Here is a 20516-nt window from a genome sequence, read left to right on the forward strand (position 1 = left end):
CCGAAGATGACCGTACTGATCCTCACCTGTGAGGAGGACGTGACCGCGGACATGGTGGTCGTGCACCTGAACGCGACGGGGGTTCCGGTGGTCCGCGTCGACCCCGCCGACCTGACCGGCGGTGTCGCGCTGTCCGGCGAGTTCGTGCACGGCCGTTTCCGTGGCCATCTGTCCGCCGGGGGGCGGCTGGTGAGCATCGGGGGACTGCGCTCGGTCTGGGTGCGCCGGCCCGGCACTCCGGCCGGGCGGGCGGCCCAGCCGTCCGCGTGGCTGACCGAGGAGGCCGCTCAGGCGCTCTACGGCATGCTGCGGGGCTCGGACGCGCGCTGGATGAACCACCCCGACGCGGCCCGCCGGGCCCGGCACAAGCCGTGGCAGCTGCGTCTCGCCCAGCGGTGCGGCCTGCCCGTGCCGGCGACGCTGATCACGACCTTCCCGCGCGCCGCCCGCGAGTTCGCCGAGCGCTACCCGGACCTGGTGGTCAAGCCGGTGTCGGGCGCGCATCCGCAGGACCCGCCCCGGGCGGTGCCGACCAGCCGGGTCGCGCCGGACACGGACTTCTCCGCCGTCGCGTTCGGGCCGACGCTGCTGCAGCGGCGGGTCGCCAAGCGGGCCGACATCCGTCTCACCGTCGTGGGCGAGCAGATGACGGCCGCCCGCAAGGCGACCGCCGCGGACGCGGACCCGGACGACGTCGACGTGCGCTTCGCCGCGCCCGGCTCGCCGTGGCGCCCCACCGATGTGCCGTCGTGCGTCGCGGCGGGCGTCCAGGCCTACATGCGTGGGGCCGAACTGGCCTACGGCGCGTTCGACTTCGTCGAGGACGCGGACGGGACCTGGTGGTTCCTGGAGTGCAACCAGTCGGGGCAGTTCGGGTTCGTCGAGGTGGAGACGGGTCAGCCGATCGCGCGCACCATCGCCGAGTGGCTGGCCCGCCCGATCCCCGAGGAGTCGCCGCGTGTCAACGGCTCGAGCACGACGGTCCGTTGAGCACCGGGGCCCGGCCACCCGCCGGCCCCGGGCCGTCTCATGACCACGGCCTCCCGGCTCACGGCTGCCGCGGGGCGGGGAGCATGGCCGTGCGCTGCCAGCCCGTGCCCGGGGCCTGCGGGCGGTCGTAGCCGGGGGACTGGTAGGGCCGCATGGCCAGCTCCAGTTCCCTGCTCACGCGTTCGGCCTCGCGGCGAACCTGTGCGGGCACATCGCCGCACTCCGCGATGAGTCGGTCGTAGATGGGGGAATCCTGGAACACCCGGCAACGTGCCTCTCTGCTCGTCGTCCCCGTGCGGGGGCAAGACTGACGAGTCTAGGCGGCCCGGCATCCCGGAGTGTGAATTCCCTGGGATGACTTGACGCAGAACGGACATCTGTGCCAGGCGGAGTGGCGGGGCTCTCAGGCTCCCGTGGTGGAGCCCGGCCGGACGATCATGAGGACGGTGACCGTCGCCCACAGGAGGTTGAAGATGCCGGTGAACATGGCGAGCTGAACGGTGTTCTGGTGTTCGACGGCCTGTTCGCCCTTCAGCCGGTCGAGGAGTTCCTCCTGGCGGGGCAGGACGAAGGCGGCCAGGACCCCGGCGGCGGCCGCGGTCAGCGCGATGGAGGTGACGAGCCATCCGCTGCCCAGGACGCCCATCGCGGCACCGGTGGCGAACCCGAGGACCGGGACGGTCAGTCCGACACCGGAGTAGACGCGGCAGATGCGGTGCAGCAGCGCGACCGTGCCGACCGCCGAGGGGTCGGGGGCCTCACCGAGCGCGGCGGCCGCGCGGCGCGCCGCCGGCGGGAACATGCTGGCCGCGACGGTCACGGGACCGATGGCGACGATGGCGGCCAGCACATGGAGGGACAGCAGGAACTTGGTCACCGGGACTCTTTCCATGACGCGATCAACGATGCCGGGCTCACGTTAGGGAGCCGGGACGTGATCGCCCATGGGCTGGAACGACAGCTTCCCACGGGTTCTCGCCAACTCGTCCGACCTGCGCCCTCGCCTCACGGGCCGCTCCGTCCCCGGGTCACACCGCTGGCGGGAACACACCTAGGGTGACGGTCATGCACTCCGTGGCGATCCTGGTTCTCGACCGAGTGGTGCCGTTCGACATGGCGGCGCCCCAGCAGACGTTCGCCTGGACCCATATGCCGGACGGGCGGCCCGCCTACCGGGTCCGGTTGTGCGCCGAGACGCCGGAGGTGCGCGCGGACGGCGGTTTCACCCTGCGCATCGACCAGGGGCTCGAGGCGCTGGCGGAGGCCGACACCATCATCGTGCCGGGCTGCTCCCCCGACGCCGCGCCGCCCTCCGCCCGGGTGCTGGCGGCGCTGCGGCGGGCGGCCGGGTCCGGTACCCGGATCGCGTCCGTGTGCGTGGGCGCCTTCGTGCTGGCGGAGGCCGGGCTGCTGGACGGGCTGCGTGCCACCACGCACTGGGTAGCCGCCGGCGAACTGGCCCGGCGGTTCCCGCACGTCGAGGTGGAGCCGGACGTGCTGTACGTCGACAACGGTCAGATCCTCACCTCGGCCGGCGCGGCGGCGGCGCTGGATCTGTGCCTCCACATGATCCGGCGGGATCTGGGGTCGGCCGTCGCGGCGAACATCGCCCGGATGTCGGTGATGCCGCTGGAACGGGAGGGCGGGCAGGCCCAGTTCATCGTGCACGAGCACCCGCCCGTGCCCCGGGGGTCGGCGTTCGAGCCGCTGCTGGAGTGGATCGAGGACCATCTCGCGCACGAGGTGACGCTGGGCACCCTGGCGGCGCGCGCGGGGATGAGCGAGCGGACCTTCAGCCGCCGCTTCCGCGAGCAGACCGGCACCACGCCGTTGCAGTGGCTGCTGCGGGCGCGGGTGCGGCGCGCCCAGTACCTGCTGGAGAACACGGACCACTCGGTCGAACGGATCGCGCGCCAGGCGGGGTTCGGCTCGCCGACGGCGTTCCGGGAGCGGTTCCGCAAGGTGGTGGGCACCACGCCGTACGCGTACCGCTCGGCGTTCCACGGGAAGACGAACGCCCCGGCGGCCCGTCCATAGGCCACCGGGGCGGTACCCGGCCGTGCGCCGGGTCTCACACGTTGTCAGCCGACCAGCGTCAAGCCGTTCTCCCCGTCCGCCTCCGCGGCCTCGGACCGCCCCTTGGTGAGCAGCAGGGTGTCCGCCTTGGCGATGGCGTCGTGAATGACGGACGTCCCCATCATCACGCACAGCGTGTAGCTGACGTCCTCAAGCTCGCGTGCCGCCGTCGGCACGTGCCTCTCCGCCTGAGCGATCCTCAGCGACGCGTACCGCGTCAGCAACTCCCTGACGACCTTCCGGTCCGGTACGAGCACGTAGCGCCCCTCTCTCTGTTTTCGCTGCGTATGCCCGAACCACGCGGAAACATTCACATGTTTTACGCACCCAGGGTGGAAATGACGAGAATTGATCGCCCTGTTGACCGCTTGTCAGACGAGTCGGCGGTCCCTTGTCACCCGGGGATGAATCTCCGCGCCGGAGGACTCAACTCCCCCACACAGAACGGCGATCCGCCGGGCACCCCCTCGCCTCACTGCCATATTCGAGAACCACTTCGGAGGTGGTTGTGAGCACAGAGGTGACAGCATCCGGTCCGGGGGAGACGGCGACGCACGTGCCCGGGAGCACCGCGGAACGCGTCGCCGGCCTGGCATCACGCCGGGACCGGGCGGTGGCCCCGGGCGGGCCGCGCAGGCGCGGGGAGTTCTCGGCCCGGGAGCGGATCGAACGGCTCGTGGACAAGGACTCCTTCACGGAGACGGGTCTGTTCGTGCGGGCCCGGCCCGCCGGGCAGGACGCCCGCCGCCCCTACGGCGACGGGGTGGTCACCGGGTACGGCACGGTCGACGGCCGCCCGGTGTGCGTGTTCGCCCAGGACTCGACGGTGTTCGGCGGCAGCATGGGCGAGGCCTTCGGGGAGAAGACCGTCGCCCTGATGGACCTCGCCCTGAAGACCGGCTGCCCGGTGATCGGCCTGAACGACTCCGGCGGCGCCCGCATCCAGGAGGGTGTCGCCGCCCTCGCCCTCTACGCCGAGCTGGTGCGCCGCAACGTCAAGGCGTCCGGGGTGATCCCGCAGCTCTCGGTCGTCCTGGGGCCGTGCGCGGGCGGCGCCGCCTACTCCCCGGCGATCACCGACTTCACGGTGATGGTGGACGGCGCCTCGCACATGTTCGTCACCGGCCCCGACGTCATCGAGACGGTCACCGGTGAGCGCACCACCGCCGAGGAGCTGGGCGGCGCCCGCACCAGCAACACCGTCAACGGCAACGCCCACTTCCTCGCCGCCGACGAGGAGGACGCCCTCGACACGGTGCGCGACCTGCTGTCGTACCTCCCGGCCAACAACCTGGAACGGCCCCCGGAGTACGCACCCGGGCACGCTCCACCCGGGGCCGGGCTCGACGAGGTCGTCCCGGACCGGCTCGGTGAGGCCTACGACATGCGGGACATCCTGCACGCGGTCGTCGACGACGGCGAACTGCTCCAGGTGCAGGAGCTGTTCGCGCCGAACATCATCTGTGCCCTGGCCCGGGTCGAGGGCCGCTCGGTGGGCGTCGTCGCCAACCAGCCGCTGTGTGCCGCCGGCGTCCTCGACATCGACGCGTCGGAGAAGGCGGCGCGGTTCGTACGGTTCTGCGACGCGTTCGGCATCCCGCTGCTGACCTTCGCCGATGTGCCCGGATACCTGTCCGGGGTACGGCAGGAGCAGGCCGGGATCATCCGGCGCGGCGCGAAGCTGCTGTACGCCTACGCCGAGGCGACGGTGCCCAAGGTCACGGTGGTGGTGCGCAAGGCGTACGGCGGCGGATACGCGGTGATGGGCTCCAAGCATCTGGGCGCCGACGTCAACCTCGCCTGGCCCACCGCCCGTATCGCCGTCATGGGAGCCGAGGGGGCCGTGGGCGTGCTGCACCGGCGCGAACTCGCCGCGTCCGACGACCCGGAGGCGCTGCGCGCCCGGCTTCTCGCGGCGTACGAGCGCACCCACGGCACTCCGTATCTCGCCGCCGAGCGCGGCTATGTCGACGCCGTCATCGCGCCGCGCGAGACCCGGGAGCAGGTCTGCCGCGCGCTGCGCGCCCTGCGCGGCAAACGCGCGCCGATGCCGGAACGCCGGCACGGCAACATCCCGCTCTGACCTCGCCCTTTTCGACTCGTAGGCCGATGCACGCCGTGAGGAGCCCCGCCTGATGGACAGCCGCCGCCCCCCGCTCGCGCCCGCGTGCCCGACGCTGCCGGAGTACCTGTGGCACTGGGCCGAGACCACCCCGGACCGCCGGGCGTTCACCTTCGTCGAGCATCCTGCACAACACTCGCGCGGCGTCCACCGCACCCTGACCTGGCGTCGCCTGGACGTGCGGGTGCGGGCGCTGGCCGCGCGCCTCGCCGAGCGGGCCGGGCCGGGGGACCGGGTCGCCCTGCTGTGTCCGCAGGGCACGGAGTACGTGACCGCCTTCCTCGCGGCGCTGGCCGCGGGGCTGGTCGCCGTGCCGCTGTATCCTCCGGACCTGCCCGGGCACGCGGACCGGCTGGCGGGCGTCCTGGCGGATGCCCGTCCCACGGTGGTCGTGACCACGAGCCGGGTCCAGGACGAGGTGCGGGACTTCCTCGGTTCCGACGGGCCGCGGATCGTCCTGGCGGACCAGGTGCCCGACGACGCCGCCCGCGACTGGCGGCCCGTCCCGCCGGACGCCGAGGCGACCGCCTACCTCCAGTACACCTCCGGTTCGACCCGCGCCCCGGCGGGCGTGGAGATCAGCCACGGCAACGTCGTCGCCAACGCCCGCCAGGCGCTGACCGCCTACGGTGCCGAGGCCGGCCCGCTGACCTGCGTGGGCTGGCTGCCGCTCTACCACGACATGGGACTGGTGCTGAGCATCGCGGCCCCGGTGACGCGCGGGCTCCTGTCGGTCCTCATGGCCCCGGCGGCGTTCCTGCACGAGCCGGTGCGCTGGCTGCGGCTGCTCGCCGCGCATCCGAACGTGGTGAGCGCCGCGCCCAACTTCGCCTACGACTACTGCGTCGCGACCGTGACCGCCGAGCAGAAGGAGGGGCTGCGGCTCGACAGGGTCACCGCACTGATCAACGGCAGCGAGCCGGTCCGCCCGGGCACGGCCGACCGCTTCCACGCGGCGTTCGCCGGCCAGGGCCTGGCGCCGGAGACGCACTGCCCGTCGTACGGCCTGGCCGAGGCCACCGTGTTCGTCTGCGCGGCCCGGCCCGGTGAGCCGCTCACCCGGTTCGCGCTCGACCGTGACGCCCTGGCGGCCGGGAAGGCCCTGCCCGCGCGGCCGGACGACCCCCGGGCCGTGCTGCTGGCGGGCTGTGGCACCCCGGCGGGCCAGCGGGTCCGGGTCGCCGACCCGGTGACGCGGGCCCTGTTGTCGGAGGGTGAGGTCGGCGAGATCTGGGTGCAGGGGCCGAACGTGGGACGCGGCTACTGGAACCGGGAGTCGCGGGAGGTGTTCGGCGCCGCGTTCGCGGACGCCGCGGCCGGTCCGGGACGCTGGCTGCGGACCGGCGATCTGGGGACGGTGCTGGAGGGCCAGCTGGTCGTCACGGGGCGGCTGAAGGACCTGATCATCGTGGACGGCCGCAACCACTATCCGCAGGACGTCGAGGCGACGGCCCAGGACGCGGACCCGGCCGTGCGCCGGGACCGGCTGGCGGCGTTCGCCGTGCCGGGCGGCGCCGGTGAGGGGGTGGTGGTCGTGGCGGAGCACGCGCGGACCGCGCGCCTCACCGAGCTGGACGTGCCGGCCGTGGTGCGTGCCGTGCGCGGTGCCGTCTCCGCCCGGCACGGGCTGCGGCTCGCCGACGTGCTCCTGGTGCCGCCGGGCACGGTGCCGCGTACCTCCAGCGGGAAGGTGTCGCGGGCGCTGACCCGGACCCGGTATCTGGAGGGCGCGTACGGCGGCCGGGCCCGGGCGGCGACGGCGGGTGCCGCGCAATGAGGCCCGTCGACGAGGGCGCGCTGCGCCGGCTCATCGCCGAGCGGGTGGCCGCCTGGTGCGGCACGTCCCCCGACGCCGTCCCGATGGACCGGCCTCTGGCCGACCTCGGCATGTCGTCACGGGACGCGGTCGCCCTGGCCGGTGAGCTGTCCCGGGCCACGGGTCAGGAACTGCCGACGACCCTGCTGTGGGAGACGCCGACCGGAGAGGCGCTGGTGGCGCGGCTGTGCGGCGCGGGATCCCCACAAGCCCCGGGATCCTCGCAAGCCCCGGAATCCGGCGCGGCGACGGGCGCGCGAGCCGGAGCGCCGAGTGGTACGGCCGAGCCGGTCGCGGTCGTCGGGATCGGCTGCCGGCTGCCCGGCGGGGTGCACGGCCCGGACGGCTACTGGCGGCTGCTCAGCGAGGGCGTCGACGCGATCCGGCGCGTCCCGGAGGACCGCTGGCGCGACTTCACCGCCTTCCCGCCCGCGGACGCGCATCCGTACGGCGGGTATCTCGACGACATCGCCGGGTTCGACGCGGACTTCTTCCGGATCACCCCGCGCGAGGCCGCGGTGATGGACCCGCAGCAGCGGATCCTGCTGGAGGTCGTGCAGGAGGCGCTCGACCACGCCGCCGTACCGGCCGGGTCCCTGGCGGGTACCGCCACGGGCGTGTTCGTCGGGGTCTCCGCCCCTGAGTACGGGCAGCTCACGGGCGCCGACCCGGCCGCCGTCGATCCCTGGGCGCCGGCCGGGGGCGCCCTGAGCGTCGCCGCCGGGCGGCTCTCCTACGTCCTGGACACCCGGGGGCCGAGCATGGCCGTCGACACGGCCTGTTCGTCCTCGCTGGTCGCCGTGCACCACGCGTGTGTCAGCCTGCGCACGGGCGAGAGCGACACGGCGATCGCCGCCGGGGTCAACCTGCTGCTGTCTCCGGCCGTCTCGGTCGCCTTCCGGCGAGCGGGGGCCCTCGCGCCGGACGGGCGGTGCAAGCCGTTCTCGGCGTCGGCGGACGGCATCGGGCGCGGCGAGGGCTGCGCGGCCGTGATCCTCAAGCGGCTGTCCGACGCCGAGCGGGACGGCGACCGCGTCCTGGCCGTCGTCCGCGCCACCGCCGTCAACTCCGACGGCCGCTCCAACGGACTCATGGCACCCAACCCGGCCGCTCAGCAGGCGTTGCTGCGGAGCGCGTACACACGGGCGGGGCTCGCCACGGCGCACGTCGACTACGTCGAGGCACACGGCACCGGCACCCCGTTGGGCGACCCGATCGAGGCGGGCTCGCTCGGCGCGGTGCTCGGCGCCGGCCGTGACCCGGACCAGCCGCTGCTGCTGGGTTCCGTCAAGGGCAACCTCGGTCATCTGGAGTCGGCCGCGGGCATCGCGGGCCTGGTGAAGACCGTGCTGGCCCTGCACCACGACAGCATCCCGCCGTCCCTGCACTGCGCGGAGGGCAGCTCCCTCACCGACGACCGGCTGCGGGTGGTGACCGAGCCGGAGCCCTGGCCGCGCTACGGCGGCACCGCTGTCGCGGGGGTCTCCGGGTTCGGCTTCGGCGGCACCAACGCGCATGTGGTGCTGGAGGAGGGGCCGCCCGGCCTGGTCCCCGCCCGGCCGGCCGAGGAACCCACGGCCCGCCTGCACCTCCTCTCCGACCTCGACGCCGAGCGCCTCGGCGACACGGCGGGCAGACTGGCCGACTGGCTGCGCCAAAGCGCCGCGCACCCCGCCGACGTGGCCCGGACCCTGGCGGGGCGCACCGGCCGGGGTCCCGTACGGGCCGCCGTGGCCGCCCGGGACCGTGCCGAACTGGCCGATGTGCTGGGGGCGTTGGCGGCAGGGCACCCGGACGCCCGGGTGGTGACCGGTGATGGCGACCGCGTCGGGCACGGCACGGTGTGGGTCTTCTCCGGCTACGGCAGCCAGTGGCCCGGCATGGGGCGCCGGCTGCTGGCCGAGGAACCCGCGTTCGCCGCCGCCGTCGAGAAACTCGACCCGCACCTCGCCCCGGAGTGCGGCCTGTCCCTGTACGACCACCTGTCGTCCGGTGCCGGTCTCGACCGGCTGGAGGTCGCCCAACCCGTCCTGTTCGGGCTGCAGTTGGCGCTCGCCGAGCTGTGGCGTTCGTACGGGGTGGAGCCCGCCGCGGTGATCGGCCACTCCATGGGCGAGGTGGCGGCGGCCGTGTGCGCGGGCGCGCTGGACGTGGCGGACGGGGCGCGGGTCATCGCCGTGCGGGCCCGGCTGCTGAGCGGGCTGAGCGGTGGCGCGATGGCCGTGGTGGACCTGGACGACGCCGAACTGGAGTCCCTGGAGCGGGACTTCCCGGGTGTGCACGTCGCGGTGCACTCCTCCCCTCGGCAGAAGGTCGTCACGGGAGAGGAAGCGGCGGTGGCCGGGCTCGTACGCCGGCTGGAGGGGCAGGGCCGGGCGGCGCGGACCATGCGGGTCGTCGGTGCCGGGCACTCGCCCCAGGTGGACCCGCTGCTGCGGGAGCTCGTCGACGCACTGGCCGGTATCCGGGGGCGGCAGCCGCGTGTCCCCGTCTACTCCACCGTCCTCGACGATCCGCGCGGCGACTGCGGGTTCGGCGCGGACCACTGGGCGGCCAACCTGCGTCGGCCCGTGCGTCTGGACCGGGCGCTCGCCTCGGCAGCGGCCGACGGCCACACGGCGTTCCTCGAGATCTCGCCCCACCCGGTCCTGACGGGGGCCGTCGCCGACACCGTTCCCGGCGCCCTCGCCCTGGCCACCCTGCGCCGGGACGCCGACGGTTCGGAGGCGTTCGCGGGGCAGCTCGGCGCCCTGTACGTCGCGGGCCAACGGCTTCCCATGCCGCCCGGCCGGGTCGTCGACCTGCCCCTGCCCCGGTGGCGGCACGTACGGCACTGGTGGACGGACGGCAGGGCCCACACCGAGCCGGTCACGGAGGAGCCGCAGGCCGAAGTCGCGGAGCCCACTTCGGTCCTGGCGCGGCTGACCCAGCACATCGCCGCCGTCACCGGCCACCCGCCCGCCCGGGTCACCCCGGGCACCGCCCTGGCCGACCTGGGCCTGGACTCGCTGATGGCCGTACGGGTCCGTACCGCGGTGGAGCGCGAGTTCGGCATCGCGCTGCCCCTGCGCGACCTGTTCTCCGCCGTCACCGTCGAGGACGCCGCCGCCCGGATCCGGCAGGCCCTGCCCCGCGAGGACACCCCGCTGCGCCCGCTGCGTGCCACCGGTTCCCGGCCCCCGCTGTTCCTCGTCCATGCCGCGGGCGGCCCGGTCACCGTCTACCGCACGCTCGCCGAACGGCTCGGGGACGACCGGCCGGTGTACGGGCTGGAGCGGATCGAGGAGGCCCGGACCGTGCCGGAGAAGGCGCGGCGCTACGCCGAGGCGATCAACGCCGCTCACCCCGACGGGCCCTGCGTGCTGGGCGGCTGGTCCTTCGGTGGCTTCGTCGCCCAGGAGACCGCGCGGCAGCTGACCTCCGCGGGGCGGGAGGTGCGGCTGGTCGTGCTCATCGACTCCGTACGCCCGCTCCCCCGGCCGGGACTGACGCGGGCTGATCGGATCCGGGCGCATTTCGAGGGCTTCGCCCGCCACGTCGCCGGCAGCTACGGCGTGCGGCTGGAGTTGCCGTACGACGACCTGGTGGCCCTGGACGACGACGAGGCCCGTATCGACACCGTGCTGCGGGCGCTGCGCGAGGCCGCCGACGTGCCGCCCGCCGCGCTGGAGCACCAGCGGGCCTCCTACCTGGACCTGGGCATCGGGGAGTCGCACCGGCCGGGGGACCACGACGGGCCGGTGGTTCTCTACCGGGCCACCGAGCCCGCGCCGCACACCGTGCGCGACCCGGCGTACGAGCGGGACGACGAGGCGCTGGGCTGGGACGAGGTGTGCCCGCGCCTGGAGGTCGTGCCGGTGCCCGGTCACCATCTGTCGTTGCTCGACGCGCCGCACGTCGACGAGATCGCCGCCCACCTGAGCCGGGTGCTCGCCGAGCGGGCCCCCTGATACCTGAACCCGAGGAGCCGCCATGTCCGATCTGTCGCCGAAGCCCGCCGCCGGAGTGTCCCGGCGCACCGTCGCCAGAGCGACGGCCGCCGCCGGCCTCGCCGTCCTGTTCGGGGCCGCGAGCGGCACGGCCCGTGCCGGGGCGGCGACCCGGCTCGGGCCGCGCACGCTGGACGTGTCCGTGCCCTCCGCCGCGCTCGGCCGCAGCGCGCCCGTCCGGCTGATCCTGCCGTCGGACTTCGGCACGCGGCCGGAGCGGAAGTATCCCGTGCTGTACCTGCTGCACGGCGCCCACGACGACTACACGTCCTGGACCCGCGAGACGGACATCGAAGCCTTCACCGCGGGTCGCGACCTGATCGTGGCGATGCCGGACGCGGGCCCCACGGGCATACCCAGCGTCTGGCGGGGCGGCCCGGACTACGAGACCTTCCAGGTCAAGGAGGTGCCGGCGCTGCTCGCCCGGGACTACCGGGCCTCCGGCGTGCAGGCGGTCGCCGGGGTCTCCACCGGCGGCTACGGGGCGATGGCCCACGCGGCCCGCCACCCCGGCGCGTTCAGGGCCGCGGCCTCCTACAGCGGCATCCTCGACACCACCGCCCCCGGTGTTCCCGCCATCATGGACGCCATCGTGGCCCGGGAGAACCTGCCGGCTTCGTCCCTGTGGGGTCATCCGGTGCTCAACCTCCTGACCTGGCGGGACTTCAACCCGCGGGCCCGCGCCACCGGGCTGCGCGGCACTCCCCTGTACGTCTCGCAGGGCAGCGGAGTGGGCGGCGGCAGCGGGGATCCGCTGCCCGGCGTGCTGGAGAGCGCCCTGTGGCCCTCGGCCCAGGGATTCGCCCGCACGCTGACCCTCATGGGGGTCCCGGCCACCACGCACTTCTACGGGGGAGGCGGACACGACTGGGCCCACTGGAAGCCGGAGTTCAAAGCCTCGTGGCCGATCCTCGCCCGTGCACTGGGCGTGCCCGAGTGACGGGGGTGCCGTCGGGGCACGGAACGGAGCGGAGGGGTCGTCCGTCCAACACTGGACTTCCCACTCGTCCCACAGGCATCAGCCCGCGGGTGAGCCGCTTCCGGTCGAAAGGAGTGTCCGTGATGGCTGTGCCCACCCCGCACAGCGTGCCGGACCGCCCCGGCACGCCGTCGGTGCCGCCCGAGCTCGCGGAGCTGCTGCGCGCCCAACTGGCTTCCGTCGCCGACCTGGTGGAGGAAGAGGTCTGCCGTCAGGTTCCCGAGTACGCGCGTCCCGCCGACGGGACGTACCGCAAGAACCTGCGGTCCGGGGTGGTGCAGGCGCTGACCCTGTTCGTCGACCACATCGCCGACCCGCGCGACGACGGGGGCGCGATCGCGGCGACGTACTACGAACTCGGGCGCGGCGAGGCCCTGGAGGGCCGCAGCCTGGACGCGTTGCAGTCCGCGCTGCGGGTGGGCGGGCTGCACGCCTGGCGGCTGATGGGCTCCACGGCGGAGGAACTGGGACTTGACTCCACCGTCGTCGCCGCGCTCGGTGAGCTGGCGTTCCGGACGGTGCACGAGGTCGCGCAGGCGGCCGCGGCCGGCTACGCGGAGGCGCAGCTGCGCAGCACCGACGAACTGGAGCGACGCCGCAGGCGGCTGCTCGACCTGCTGCTGGAGGACGGTCCGGTGGCGCTGGAGGCCGTGCAGGACCTGGCGCACGCCGCACGCTGGCCGGTGCCCCGGACGGTCGCCGTGGTGGCGCTCGCTGCGGCGCCGGACCGGCGGGAGGAGGACCGGCCGCTGGCGGCTGCGGGCGCTCTGGTGGACATGGAGTCCCGGCCGCCGCGCATGCTGGTGCCCGACCCGGACGGCTCCGGCCGCTTCGGCCGGGCGTTCACGCTCGCCCTGCGCGGCCGGCCCGCCGCGATCGGCCCGACGGTGGCGGTCACGGAGGCGGCGCGATCGCTGCGCCTGGCCACCAGGGCGCTCGGGCTGATGGGGCGCGGCATCCTGCCCCGCCAGGGCGTCGAGCGCTGCTCCGACCATCTGTCGACCCTGCTGCTGTACGGCGACGAGCCGCTGCTGGAGCGGCTCCAGGAACGGGTCCTGGCGCCGCTCGACACGGTCTCGACGGGGCAGCGCGACCGGCTCGCCGAGACGCTGCTGGCCTGGCTGCTCAGCGGCAGCAACGTGCCGGACGTGGCCGCGCGGCTGCACATCCACCCGCAGACGGTCCGCTACCGCCTGCGCCAGCTGGAGAAGCTCTTCGGGGACGCCCTGCACGATCCGGGCACCCGCCTCGATCTCATTCTCGCGTTGCGCGCGGAATCCCTGCACACACGGCAGAACTGACTCCCGCATTCAGCGGCGTACTCAATCGGCGACAAAAAACAGCGGGGATTCCATAATCCCGTCCATAACTCCCGGCGGGAGAAAGCGAATACGTTCGGGCCGTCCTTTTTCGCAGGCGCTTCACGCGCCTCACACGCGGAGGATCCCCCATGCGTATCCGTTTGTGTCTCGCCGCGCTCTCGCTGGTCGGCGGGGCCGGGCTCGCCACCCTCTCGGCTCCCCCGGCCTCGGCAGCGGCCTGCTCCGACGTGGAACTCGTCTCGGCACGCGGCACCTTCGAGCCCGGGACGCTCGGCTTCATCGTCGGCGACCCGGTGCTTTCCGCGCTGCAGAAGAAAGCAGCGGGCAAGAACCTGTCCAGCTACAAGGTGAACTATCCCGCCGACCTCTCTCCGACGTCGGCGGCGCAGGGCAATCTGGACCTGGTGAACCATGTGAAGAGCCAGGCCGCCGCCTGCCCGAACCAGAAGTTCGTTCTCGTCGGCTATTCGCAGGGCGCGAACGTCGTGGACAACTCGATCGGCATCAGCAGCGCGGGCGCGGTGGTCGGCAGCCCCATCGTGGCCACGCTGCCCGCCGCGGTCGAGCCGAGGGTCTCCGCGGTGCTGCTGTTCGGCAACCCGATCCGGGCCCTCGGCAAGAGCGTCACCGGCACCTACCAGAGCCGCACCCTGGACCTCTGCGCCAAGGGCGACCCCGTCTGCGAGAACGGCGGGGGTGATGTCGGGGCGCATCTGAGCTACCGCGACAACGCCGACGCGGCCGCCACGTTCGCCGCGGGCAGGCTCTAGTCCCGGCAGCACACCGAGGGGCCCGGGAGGATCCCCTCCCGGGCCCCGTTCCGGTGTCTAGCGGGGTGACCGGGCGAACCCGGCGAGGCTGGTGGAGACGACCTCGGGCCCGCCGTCGTTCTGCGTGGGCGCGGCGGTCAGCACGTCGAGGTGCTGGTAGCCGTCGGCGACCACGGGATGCAGCTCGGGCGGTACCCGGCCGGCCAGCAGTCCCTCACCGGCGAGGACGGTGAGCACCGGGTTGGCGGTGAGCCCGCCCGGATGGACGACGAGCTTCTTCACCTGCGGCGAGGTGGACAGCTGGATGTCCGTGACCAGCTTGGTCGGGAAGTACTGCTCGGTGAAGTCCAGTGGCTGCTCGGCCAGGCTGCGGGCCAGTTGCCGCACGTCGGTGACCTCCTCGCCCGCACCGGTGAACGGGGTGCCGTCGGCCGACCGGTATCCGGGGTCGTCGGGGTCGCCGACGCGGTCGTAGTTGCGCCAGGTGTAGAGCGGGCCCTGGGGCCGGTCCGGGATGGCCTTGTACGCGGTGCCGTACAGACCGGGCTGCTGCGCACCGCCGTTGGGCACCGGGAAACTCTTGTCGGCGATGGGCCCGCCGTCGAAGAAGCCGACGCTGGTCTGCAGGAACGCCAGTGGTACGGAGTTGTCGTCCAGCAGCGCCCCGAGCACCGCCCCGTTGGTGAGCCGGAAGTCCTTCACCGACGGCGAGCCGCTGAGGAAGGCGGCGGTGTCCTTGGAGAACAGGAAACGGTTCGTGGCCTCGATGTTGACACCGGAGGGCAGATAGCGGGGCAGGTCGGCCTCACCCTCCAGGTCCTTGAGGGCGCCGAGGCCCGCGATACCGAGCAGGGTCATGGTCTCGGGGTTGAGCAGCACCGGCGCGGACAGCGTGCGCGACAGCAGCCCGCTGTCCAGTCCGGCCTGGACGACGCCGTGACCGAGGCCGATGTCGGGCAGGTTGGTGTCGTCGGGCAGGTTGCCGCTGAGGTCGGCCAGCGAGGTGGAGACGGTCGTGTCGAGGGCGAAGTAGCCGGCGCACTGGTTGTACCCGGCGTCCGCCGTGGTGGCCCGGTTTCCGTCGAAGTCGGCGGCGGCGAAGTACCCGGTGATGACCCCGCCCAGCGAGTGCCCGCCGCACAGCACCTTCCGCTTGCGCTGGGTCTGGTCGGGCAACTCGGCGGTGAGCAGGTCGTGCTGGTCCCGTACGGTCTGCTCGATCCCGAGCTTCGCCATCCAGCCCAGCTGTCCGTTGCCGGCGTAGCCGCCGAAGGTCCGGCCGTCGACCTGCTTGCCGCGGTAGTAGTAGTCGACGGCGCTGTGCTGGTCGCCGGAGGCGATGCCGGTACGGTCCTCCAGGCAGTTGGAGCGCCGGTCCAGCGCCCAGAACTCGATGTGCGCGCCCTGCTCGGCGGCCCTGGTGACGGTGTTGCGGGCGACGCTGTCGAACGCCCCGGCTCCTTCCAGGATGCCGGGCTGGGCGATGAGGATCCGGTCCGCGCGGGCTGACGCGGCGGGCCCGTCGGCCGAGCGGTAGCGCAGATACGACAGCCAGTCGCACGCGGCCGGACGAGGCCCGGCCGACGCCGGCAGCGGTACCTTCACCCGTACGACCGACTCGGTCACCCCGGTGACGGGGGACGTCGACGCGACGGGCGTCTCGGTCCGCGCCCCGTCGGCCCGGGCACCCGGGGCGGCGGCCGTGAGTGTCCCGGCGGTCAGCAGTACCGCGAGTGCGGCGCCGCGCCACTTCCCTCTGCTCCTGCGGTTCATGTCCATGCCACGGACGCTAGGGCTGTGGCGGGAGGGCACTCAGGGGGTGCTGACGAGAATTCAGTTTCCCGGTCGCGCCTTGTCACCGGCGCACAGAGCACCCGGCGCCGGGGCTCGGGACCGACGCGCAGTACCGGTTCGTCCCGCGTATGGTCCAGGCCGAGCTGCGAACCGCCCGTTTCGGGGGCATGGTGGGGCTATGGACGGTCAACCCCCCGTGGTCGTGCAGCCGCCCGCGTCGGACGGCGGACGGCTGGTGACCATCCACGGCGAGCGCATGGGCGTCGCCTACAGCCTGTTCGACGTGCTGGACCTCCTGCACCGCGAGGGCCTGCCCACCCACGACACGGCCGTCGACGACACCGAGCTGATCGAGTGGCGCGGCGGAGGCCCGTACGACTGGAACAACGGGGAGTCCGGCTCCGACGAGGCATGAGCCTCCGCGCGACGCCCGGGGCCCTGCCCTGGTCCGCTTCGGATTCGGCCGTTGCCTCTCAGCCACCCGACGAGGCGCGTCCGTACCCCTCCCTGCGAGGCCCCCGGACTCTGCCCCGCCCGCCCCCGATTCGGCCCTTGCCCCTCCAGCCTCCGACGAGGCACGCGCCCCTCCACGCCAGACCCCCTGGCCACACCCCGGCCCACCCCGGATATGGCCCCCGCACCTCAAACCCCCACCGAGGCGCGTACCCCTCCCTGCGAGGCCCCCCACACGACACACAAGTCTCTGCCTAGCCCGCCCCTGACCCGGGCCCTGCCCCCTCGGCCAGTCCGTCGAGGCGGGCGCGCTGGGTGGGCGTCAGGCCGATGTCCGCGGCGGCGAGGTTCTCCTCCAGGTGCTCGATCCGGGCCGTGCCGGGGATCGGCAGGACGACCGGTGCGCGGTCGAGGAGCCAGGCGAGCGCGACCTGCGTGGGCGTGGCCCCGAGGTCGGCCGCCACGGCGGCGATCTCGGCCTCGGCCCCCGCCTTCCCCCACGCCACGGGCCGCCACGGCAGGAAGGCGATACCGGCCGCCGCACACGCCGCGAGAACGGGCTCGTGCTCGCGGTCGAGCAGGTTGTAGCGGTTCTGCACGCTCACGACGTCGACGATCTCCCGGGCCTCGGCCAGCTCGTCGACGGAGACCTCCGACAGCCCGATCCGCCCGACCAGGCCCTCGGCCTGAAGCTCCCGCAGCGTGCCGAGCTGGTCGGCGAGCGGCGTGTCGGGATCGATGCGGTGCAGCTGGAGCAGTTCGATCCGCTCGACCCGCAGCCGGCGCAGGGCCTGCTCGACCTGGGCACGCAGGATCTCGGGCCGTCCGTCGAACTTCCACTCGCCTCCCGGGCCGGTGCGCGCGACACCGACCTTGGTGGTGATCAGCAGCCCCTCCGGGTAGGGGTGCAACGCCTCGGCGAGCAGTTCCTCATTGGCTCCCTCGCCGTACAGGTGGGCCGTGTCGATCAGGGTGACGCCCAGCTCCACGGCCCGCCGGGCGACCGCGAGGGCGTTCTCCCGGTCGGGTCCGGGCTCGGCCGGCAGATGCATGGCTCCGAAACCGAGCCGGCGTACGTCCAGATCCCCGCCGACGCGGAAGGTGGTCGATGTCATGAGCTGTCTCCATCCCCGTGCGCTCAAGGGCCAACGCTAACAAGTCAGTTGGCGTCCACTCCGGCCGTCCGGCGCCCGCCTGGCACCCCGCTCCCCCGCCCCCTGCCCGGCGCGCTCGGCGAGCCATTGTCAGTGCCCGGCGCTACGCTGCGCGCAAATGACCCTTTTGCCCCTCCGGGAGGTTCACATGGTCACGCGCCTCAATCCGTACCTCACCTTCAACGGCGAAGCCCGGCAGGCGATGGAGTTCTACAAGGAGGTCTTCGGCGGCAACCTCACCCTCAACAGCTACGGCGATTTCGGCCAGGCGGACGCCCCGAACGCCGACAAGATCATGCACGGCATGCTGGAGACGACCAGCGGCTTCACCCTGATGGGCGCCGACAACCCGCCGGGCATGGAGTCCGCGCCGGGCACCCCCTTCTCCGTGAGCCTGAGCGGTGACGACGACGCCGAGCTGCGCGGCTACTGGGAGAAGCTCTCCGACAGCGGCTCGGTGTCGGTGCCGCTCGAGAAGCAGATGTGGGGCGACGAGTTCGGCATGTGCACGGACCGCTTCGGCACCCCGTGGATGGTCAACATCGGCAGACCGGAGAGCTGAGCGGAACCGACCGGGACGGTCCAGGACCGTCCGCCCAGAGCCGCCCGTTCACGCCGCCCCCAGGCCGGCGCGCACGGGCGGCTCTGCTGTTCCGCCACCTCCGTTTTGTTGGTACGTCCTGACAAAGCTGTTGACATCCCCGGAAGGGCGGCCGCATAGTACCTGCCACTAGAGCGCGCTAGTAACGCGCTCCAGCCACCGAGTACGCAGGAGTCCTCACCCAGGACCACCGCGGCCCCCGATACCGCCGCCCAGGACACTCATGCGCCACCCGCCTCCCCGGACCGGGCGCGGCACCCTCTCTCCCTCCCCGCACAGCGAGGTGCACCCGACATGCGCAGACACCACAGACCCGCCGCCCTGACCGCCGCCGCCCTCGTGGGCGCGCTGCTCGCCGCAGGCTGCTCCAGCGGCTCCGGCGGGAAGCAGTCCGAGACCGGGGGCACAGACGCCGCCGCGGGCAAGGCCACCACCCCGCGGATGACCGTCGCCATGATCACCCACGCGGCGCCCGGCGACACCTTCTGGGACCTGATCCGCAAGGGGGCCCAGGCCGCTGCCGCGAAGGACAACATCAAGCTCGTCTACTCCAGCGACCCCGTCGCCGGAAACCAGGCCAACCTCGTGCAGAACGCCATCGACCAGAAGGTCGACGGCATCGCGCTCACCGCGGCCAAGCCCGACGCCATGAAGGCAGCGGTGGCCAAGGCCAAGGCCGCCGGCATCCCCGTCGTCGGCTTCAACTCCGGCCTGGACGACTGGAAGGAACTCGGCATGCTCGAGTACTTCGGCCAGGACGAGAACATCGCCGGCCAGGCCTTCGGGGAGCGCCTCAACCAACTGGGCGCCGAGCACGCCGTCTGCGTGATCCAGGAGCAGGGCCAGGTCGCGCTGGAGGCACGCTGCGCCGGCCTGAAGAAGGGTTTCAAGGGCACCACGGAGAACCTGTACGTCAACGGCACCGACATGCCCTCCGTGAAGTCGACGCTGACCGCCAAGCTCCAGAAGGACTCCACCATCGACCAGGTGGTCACGCTCGGCGCCCCGATCGCCTTGACCGCGGTGCAGTCGGTACGGGACGCGGGCAGCGAGGCCGAGGTAGCCACCTTCGACCTCAACAAGGACCTCGTCGCCGCCGTCCAGGGCGGCGACATCGAGTTCGCCGTCGACCAGCAGCCCTACCTCCAGGGCTACCTCGCCGTCGACGCACTGTGGCTGTACAGGACGAATGGCAACTTCAGCGGCGGCGGCACGGCTCCCGTACTCACCGGTCCGGCGTTCATCACGAAGGACAACGCCGACACCGTCGCGGAGTTCTCGAAGAAGGGGACGCGCTAGAGCGGCCCCGGGCGGGCGGGGCGGCGTGCCTGCTACGCCGGGGCCGGCCCGCTGGTCCCCCGTACCACCAGCTTCGGATCCAGCACCGCCTCACGCGGCGGCAGTTCGCCGTTCTCCAGCCGCTCGACGGCGAAGCGGACGGCGTGCTCGGCCATCAGGGCCGCGTCCTGACGGACCGTGGTCAGGCCGATCGGCATCAGGTGGGAGAGGTGGCTGTCGTCGTAGCCGACGACGGACAGATCGCGCGGGACCTCGATGCCCGCCCGGGTGAGGGACATCAGCAGGCCCATGGCGCAGCGGTCGTTGCCGGCGAGGACCGCCGTCGGCAACGGCCGCCCGCTGTCGCGCTCGGCCAGGAGCAGACGGCCGGTCTCGACACCGGAGTCCTCGGTGTGACGGCCGGGAATCACCCGGGCCTGGTCCTCCAGCCCGTGGCGGCGCATCGCGGCACGGTAGGCACGCCGCCGCTCCGCCGAACCTGGCCCGCGTCCGCCGTCGATGTGCACGATCCGGCGGTGACCCAGCTCCACCAGGTAGTCCATGGCCTGCCGGACGCCCTTGCCCTCGGCGGAGTGCACGAAGTCGACATGGGCCTGGGGCACGCGGCGGCTGACCGAGACGGTGACCGTGCGCTGCCCGAGTTCTTCGAGGTAGCCGGGCCGGGCGTCCGGGCCGAGCAGGATCACCGCCTCGCAGCGGTGGCTGAGCAGCGCCTCGACCGCCTTGGCCTCACTGCGCCCCTGGGTGGAGCCGGAGAGCAGGACGTCGTACCCGAGCCGCTCGGCCTCCGGATAGATGCCGGTGATGAGATCCGTGTGGAAGGTCTGGTGCACGGCGAACATCACGCCGAGCGTGCGGCTGCGGCCACGGGCCAGCAGCCGGGCCGCGCTGTCGGGCCGGTAGCCGATCTCGTCGGCCACGCGCAGGACCCGCTCCCGGGTCTCCCGGCCGGCTCCCGCCTGGTTGCGGAAGATGATCGAGACGAGGGCGCGCGAGACGCCCGCCTTCTCGGCGACGTCCGCCATCGTGGGCCGCTGCCTGCCCGATGCATCCACCTGTGAACCCACCCTCCGACGGCGCCCACCTTACGGGGTGTCCCGCGCGGGGATCCGGCAATGGGGCCCCGCAATCTCCCAGCAACAACCTATTGA

17 protein-coding genes are annotated in these 20516 nt (G+C 73.1%); 11 read left to right on the forward strand and 6 right to left on the reverse strand.

The features are described from left to right. Nucleotides 1-6 precede the first annotated feature (6 nt). Nucleotides 7-990, forward strand: coding sequence for an ATP-grasp ribosomal peptide maturase (tgmB, locus tag ACZ58V_RS33220; protein WP_468195926.1), 984 nt, complete (start codon nucleotides 7-9; stop codon nucleotides 988-990). Between the two features lie 58 nt (nucleotides 991-1048). On the opposite strand, the gene ACZ58V_RS33225 is transcribed toward tgmB, so the two are convergent. Together ACZ58V_RS33225 and ACZ58V_RS33230 are read right to left on the reverse strand one after the other, a co-directional pair. Continuing rightward, on the reverse strand, nucleotides 1049-1252 hold the full coding sequence (locus tag ACZ58V_RS33225) for a hypothetical protein (RefSeq protein WP_468195929.1): 204 nt from the start codon (nucleotides 1250-1252) through the stop codon (nucleotides 1049-1051). Between the two features lie 141 nt (nucleotides 1253-1393). Then, nucleotides 1394-1867, reverse strand: coding sequence for a hypothetical protein (locus ACZ58V_RS33230; RefSeq protein ID WP_468195931.1), 474 nt, complete (start codon nucleotides 1865-1867; stop codon nucleotides 1394-1396). Between the two features lie 188 nt (nucleotides 1868-2055). Here ACZ58V_RS33230 and ACZ58V_RS33235 point away from each other — a divergent pair, with 188 nt between their 5' ends. Further along, a complete protein-coding gene (locus tag ACZ58V_RS33235) occupies nucleotides 2056-3027 on the forward strand; it encodes a GlxA family transcriptional regulator (protein ID WP_468195933.1) in 972 nt (323 codons plus the stop codon). A gap of 44 nt (nucleotides 3028-3071) precedes the next feature. Here the strand turns inward: ACZ58V_RS33235 and ACZ58V_RS33240 are convergent, their stop codons facing one another. Next, a complete protein-coding gene (locus ACZ58V_RS33240; protein ID WP_184586843.1) occupies nucleotides 3072-3323 on the reverse strand; it encodes a DUF5133 domain-containing protein in 252 nt (83 codons plus the stop codon). A gap of 299 nt (nucleotides 3324-3622) precedes the next feature. On the opposite strand from ACZ58V_RS33240, the gene ACZ58V_RS33245 reads away from it, so the two are divergent. From ACZ58V_RS33245 to ACZ58V_RS33270, 6 genes are all read left to right on the forward strand, one after another. Next, complete coding sequence (locus ACZ58V_RS33245; protein WP_471294743.1) at nucleotides 3623-5149, forward strand: acyl-CoA carboxylase subunit beta; 1527 nt, start codon at nucleotides 3623-3625, stop codon at nucleotides 5147-5149. Between the two features lie 52 nt (nucleotides 5150-5201). Further along, nucleotides 5202-6965, forward strand: coding sequence for a fatty acyl-AMP ligase (locus tag ACZ58V_RS33250; protein ID WP_471294744.1), 1764 nt, complete (start codon nucleotides 5202-5204; stop codon nucleotides 6963-6965). Beyond that, nucleotides 6962-10954 (forward strand): beta-ketoacyl synthase N-terminal-like domain-containing protein, encoded by a 3993-nt coding sequence (locus ACZ58V_RS33255; protein WP_471294746.1) that lies wholly within the window; start codon nucleotides 6962-6964, stop codon nucleotides 10952-10954. The genes ACZ58V_RS33250 and ACZ58V_RS33255 overlap by 4 nt, the downstream gene beginning before the upstream one ends. Nucleotides 10955-10976: 22 nt before the next feature. Next, nucleotides 10977-11933, forward strand: coding sequence for an alpha/beta hydrolase (locus ACZ58V_RS33260; protein ID WP_468195943.1), 957 nt, complete (start codon nucleotides 10977-10979; stop codon nucleotides 11931-11933). Between the two features lie 122 nt (nucleotides 11934-12055). Continuing rightward, nucleotides 12056-13273 (forward strand): PucR family transcriptional regulator, encoded by a 1218-nt coding sequence (locus ACZ58V_RS33265; RefSeq protein ID WP_471294749.1) that lies wholly within the window; start codon nucleotides 12056-12058, stop codon nucleotides 13271-13273. A gap of 149 nt (nucleotides 13274-13422) precedes the next feature. Further along, on the forward strand, nucleotides 13423-14064 hold the full coding sequence (locus ACZ58V_RS33270) for a cutinase family protein (protein ID WP_471294751.1): 642 nt from the start codon (nucleotides 13423-13425) through the stop codon (nucleotides 14062-14064). Nucleotides 14065-14121: 57 nt separating this feature from the next. On the opposite strand, the gene ACZ58V_RS33275 is transcribed toward ACZ58V_RS33270, so the two are convergent. After that, complete coding sequence (locus ACZ58V_RS33275) at nucleotides 14122-15843, reverse strand: hypothetical protein (RefSeq protein WP_471294753.1); 1722 nt, start codon at nucleotides 15841-15843, stop codon at nucleotides 14122-14124. Between the two features lie 193 nt (nucleotides 15844-16036). Between ACZ58V_RS33275 and ACZ58V_RS33280 the strand changes: the two genes are divergently transcribed. Beyond that, a complete protein-coding gene (locus ACZ58V_RS33280; protein WP_432971678.1) occupies nucleotides 16037-16273 on the forward strand; it encodes a hypothetical protein in 237 nt (78 codons plus the stop codon). A gap of 292 nt (nucleotides 16274-16565) precedes the next feature. Here ACZ58V_RS33280 and ACZ58V_RS33285 read toward each other — a convergent pair whose 3' ends face one another. Then, nucleotides 16566-17426: an aldo/keto reductase gene (locus ACZ58V_RS33285; RefSeq protein WP_471294756.1), complete on the reverse strand. Its 861-nt coding sequence runs from the start codon at nucleotides 17424-17426 to the stop codon at nucleotides 16566-16568. Between the two features lie 187 nt (nucleotides 17427-17613). Here ACZ58V_RS33285 and ACZ58V_RS33290 point away from each other — a divergent pair, with 187 nt between their 5' ends. Continuing rightward, entirely contained in the window at nucleotides 17614-18027 is a 414-nt protein-coding gene (locus ACZ58V_RS33290; protein WP_189727585.1) for a VOC family protein, read from the forward strand. A gap of 333 nt (nucleotides 18028-18360) precedes the next feature. Beyond that, nucleotides 18361-19365: a substrate-binding domain-containing protein gene (locus ACZ58V_RS33295; protein WP_471294757.1), complete on the forward strand. Its 1005-nt coding sequence runs from the start codon at nucleotides 18361-18363 to the stop codon at nucleotides 19363-19365. A gap of 32 nt (nucleotides 19366-19397) precedes the next feature. Here the strand turns inward: ACZ58V_RS33295 and ACZ58V_RS33300 are convergent, their stop codons facing one another. After that, nucleotides 19398-20390 (reverse strand): LacI family DNA-binding transcriptional regulator, encoded by a 993-nt coding sequence (locus tag ACZ58V_RS33300; RefSeq protein ID WP_468195957.1) that lies wholly within the window; start codon nucleotides 20388-20390, stop codon nucleotides 19398-19400. Between the last annotated feature and the right edge of the window lie 126 nt (nucleotides 20391-20516).

Source organism: Streptomyces sp. NPDC040589, from assembly GCF_055594445.1.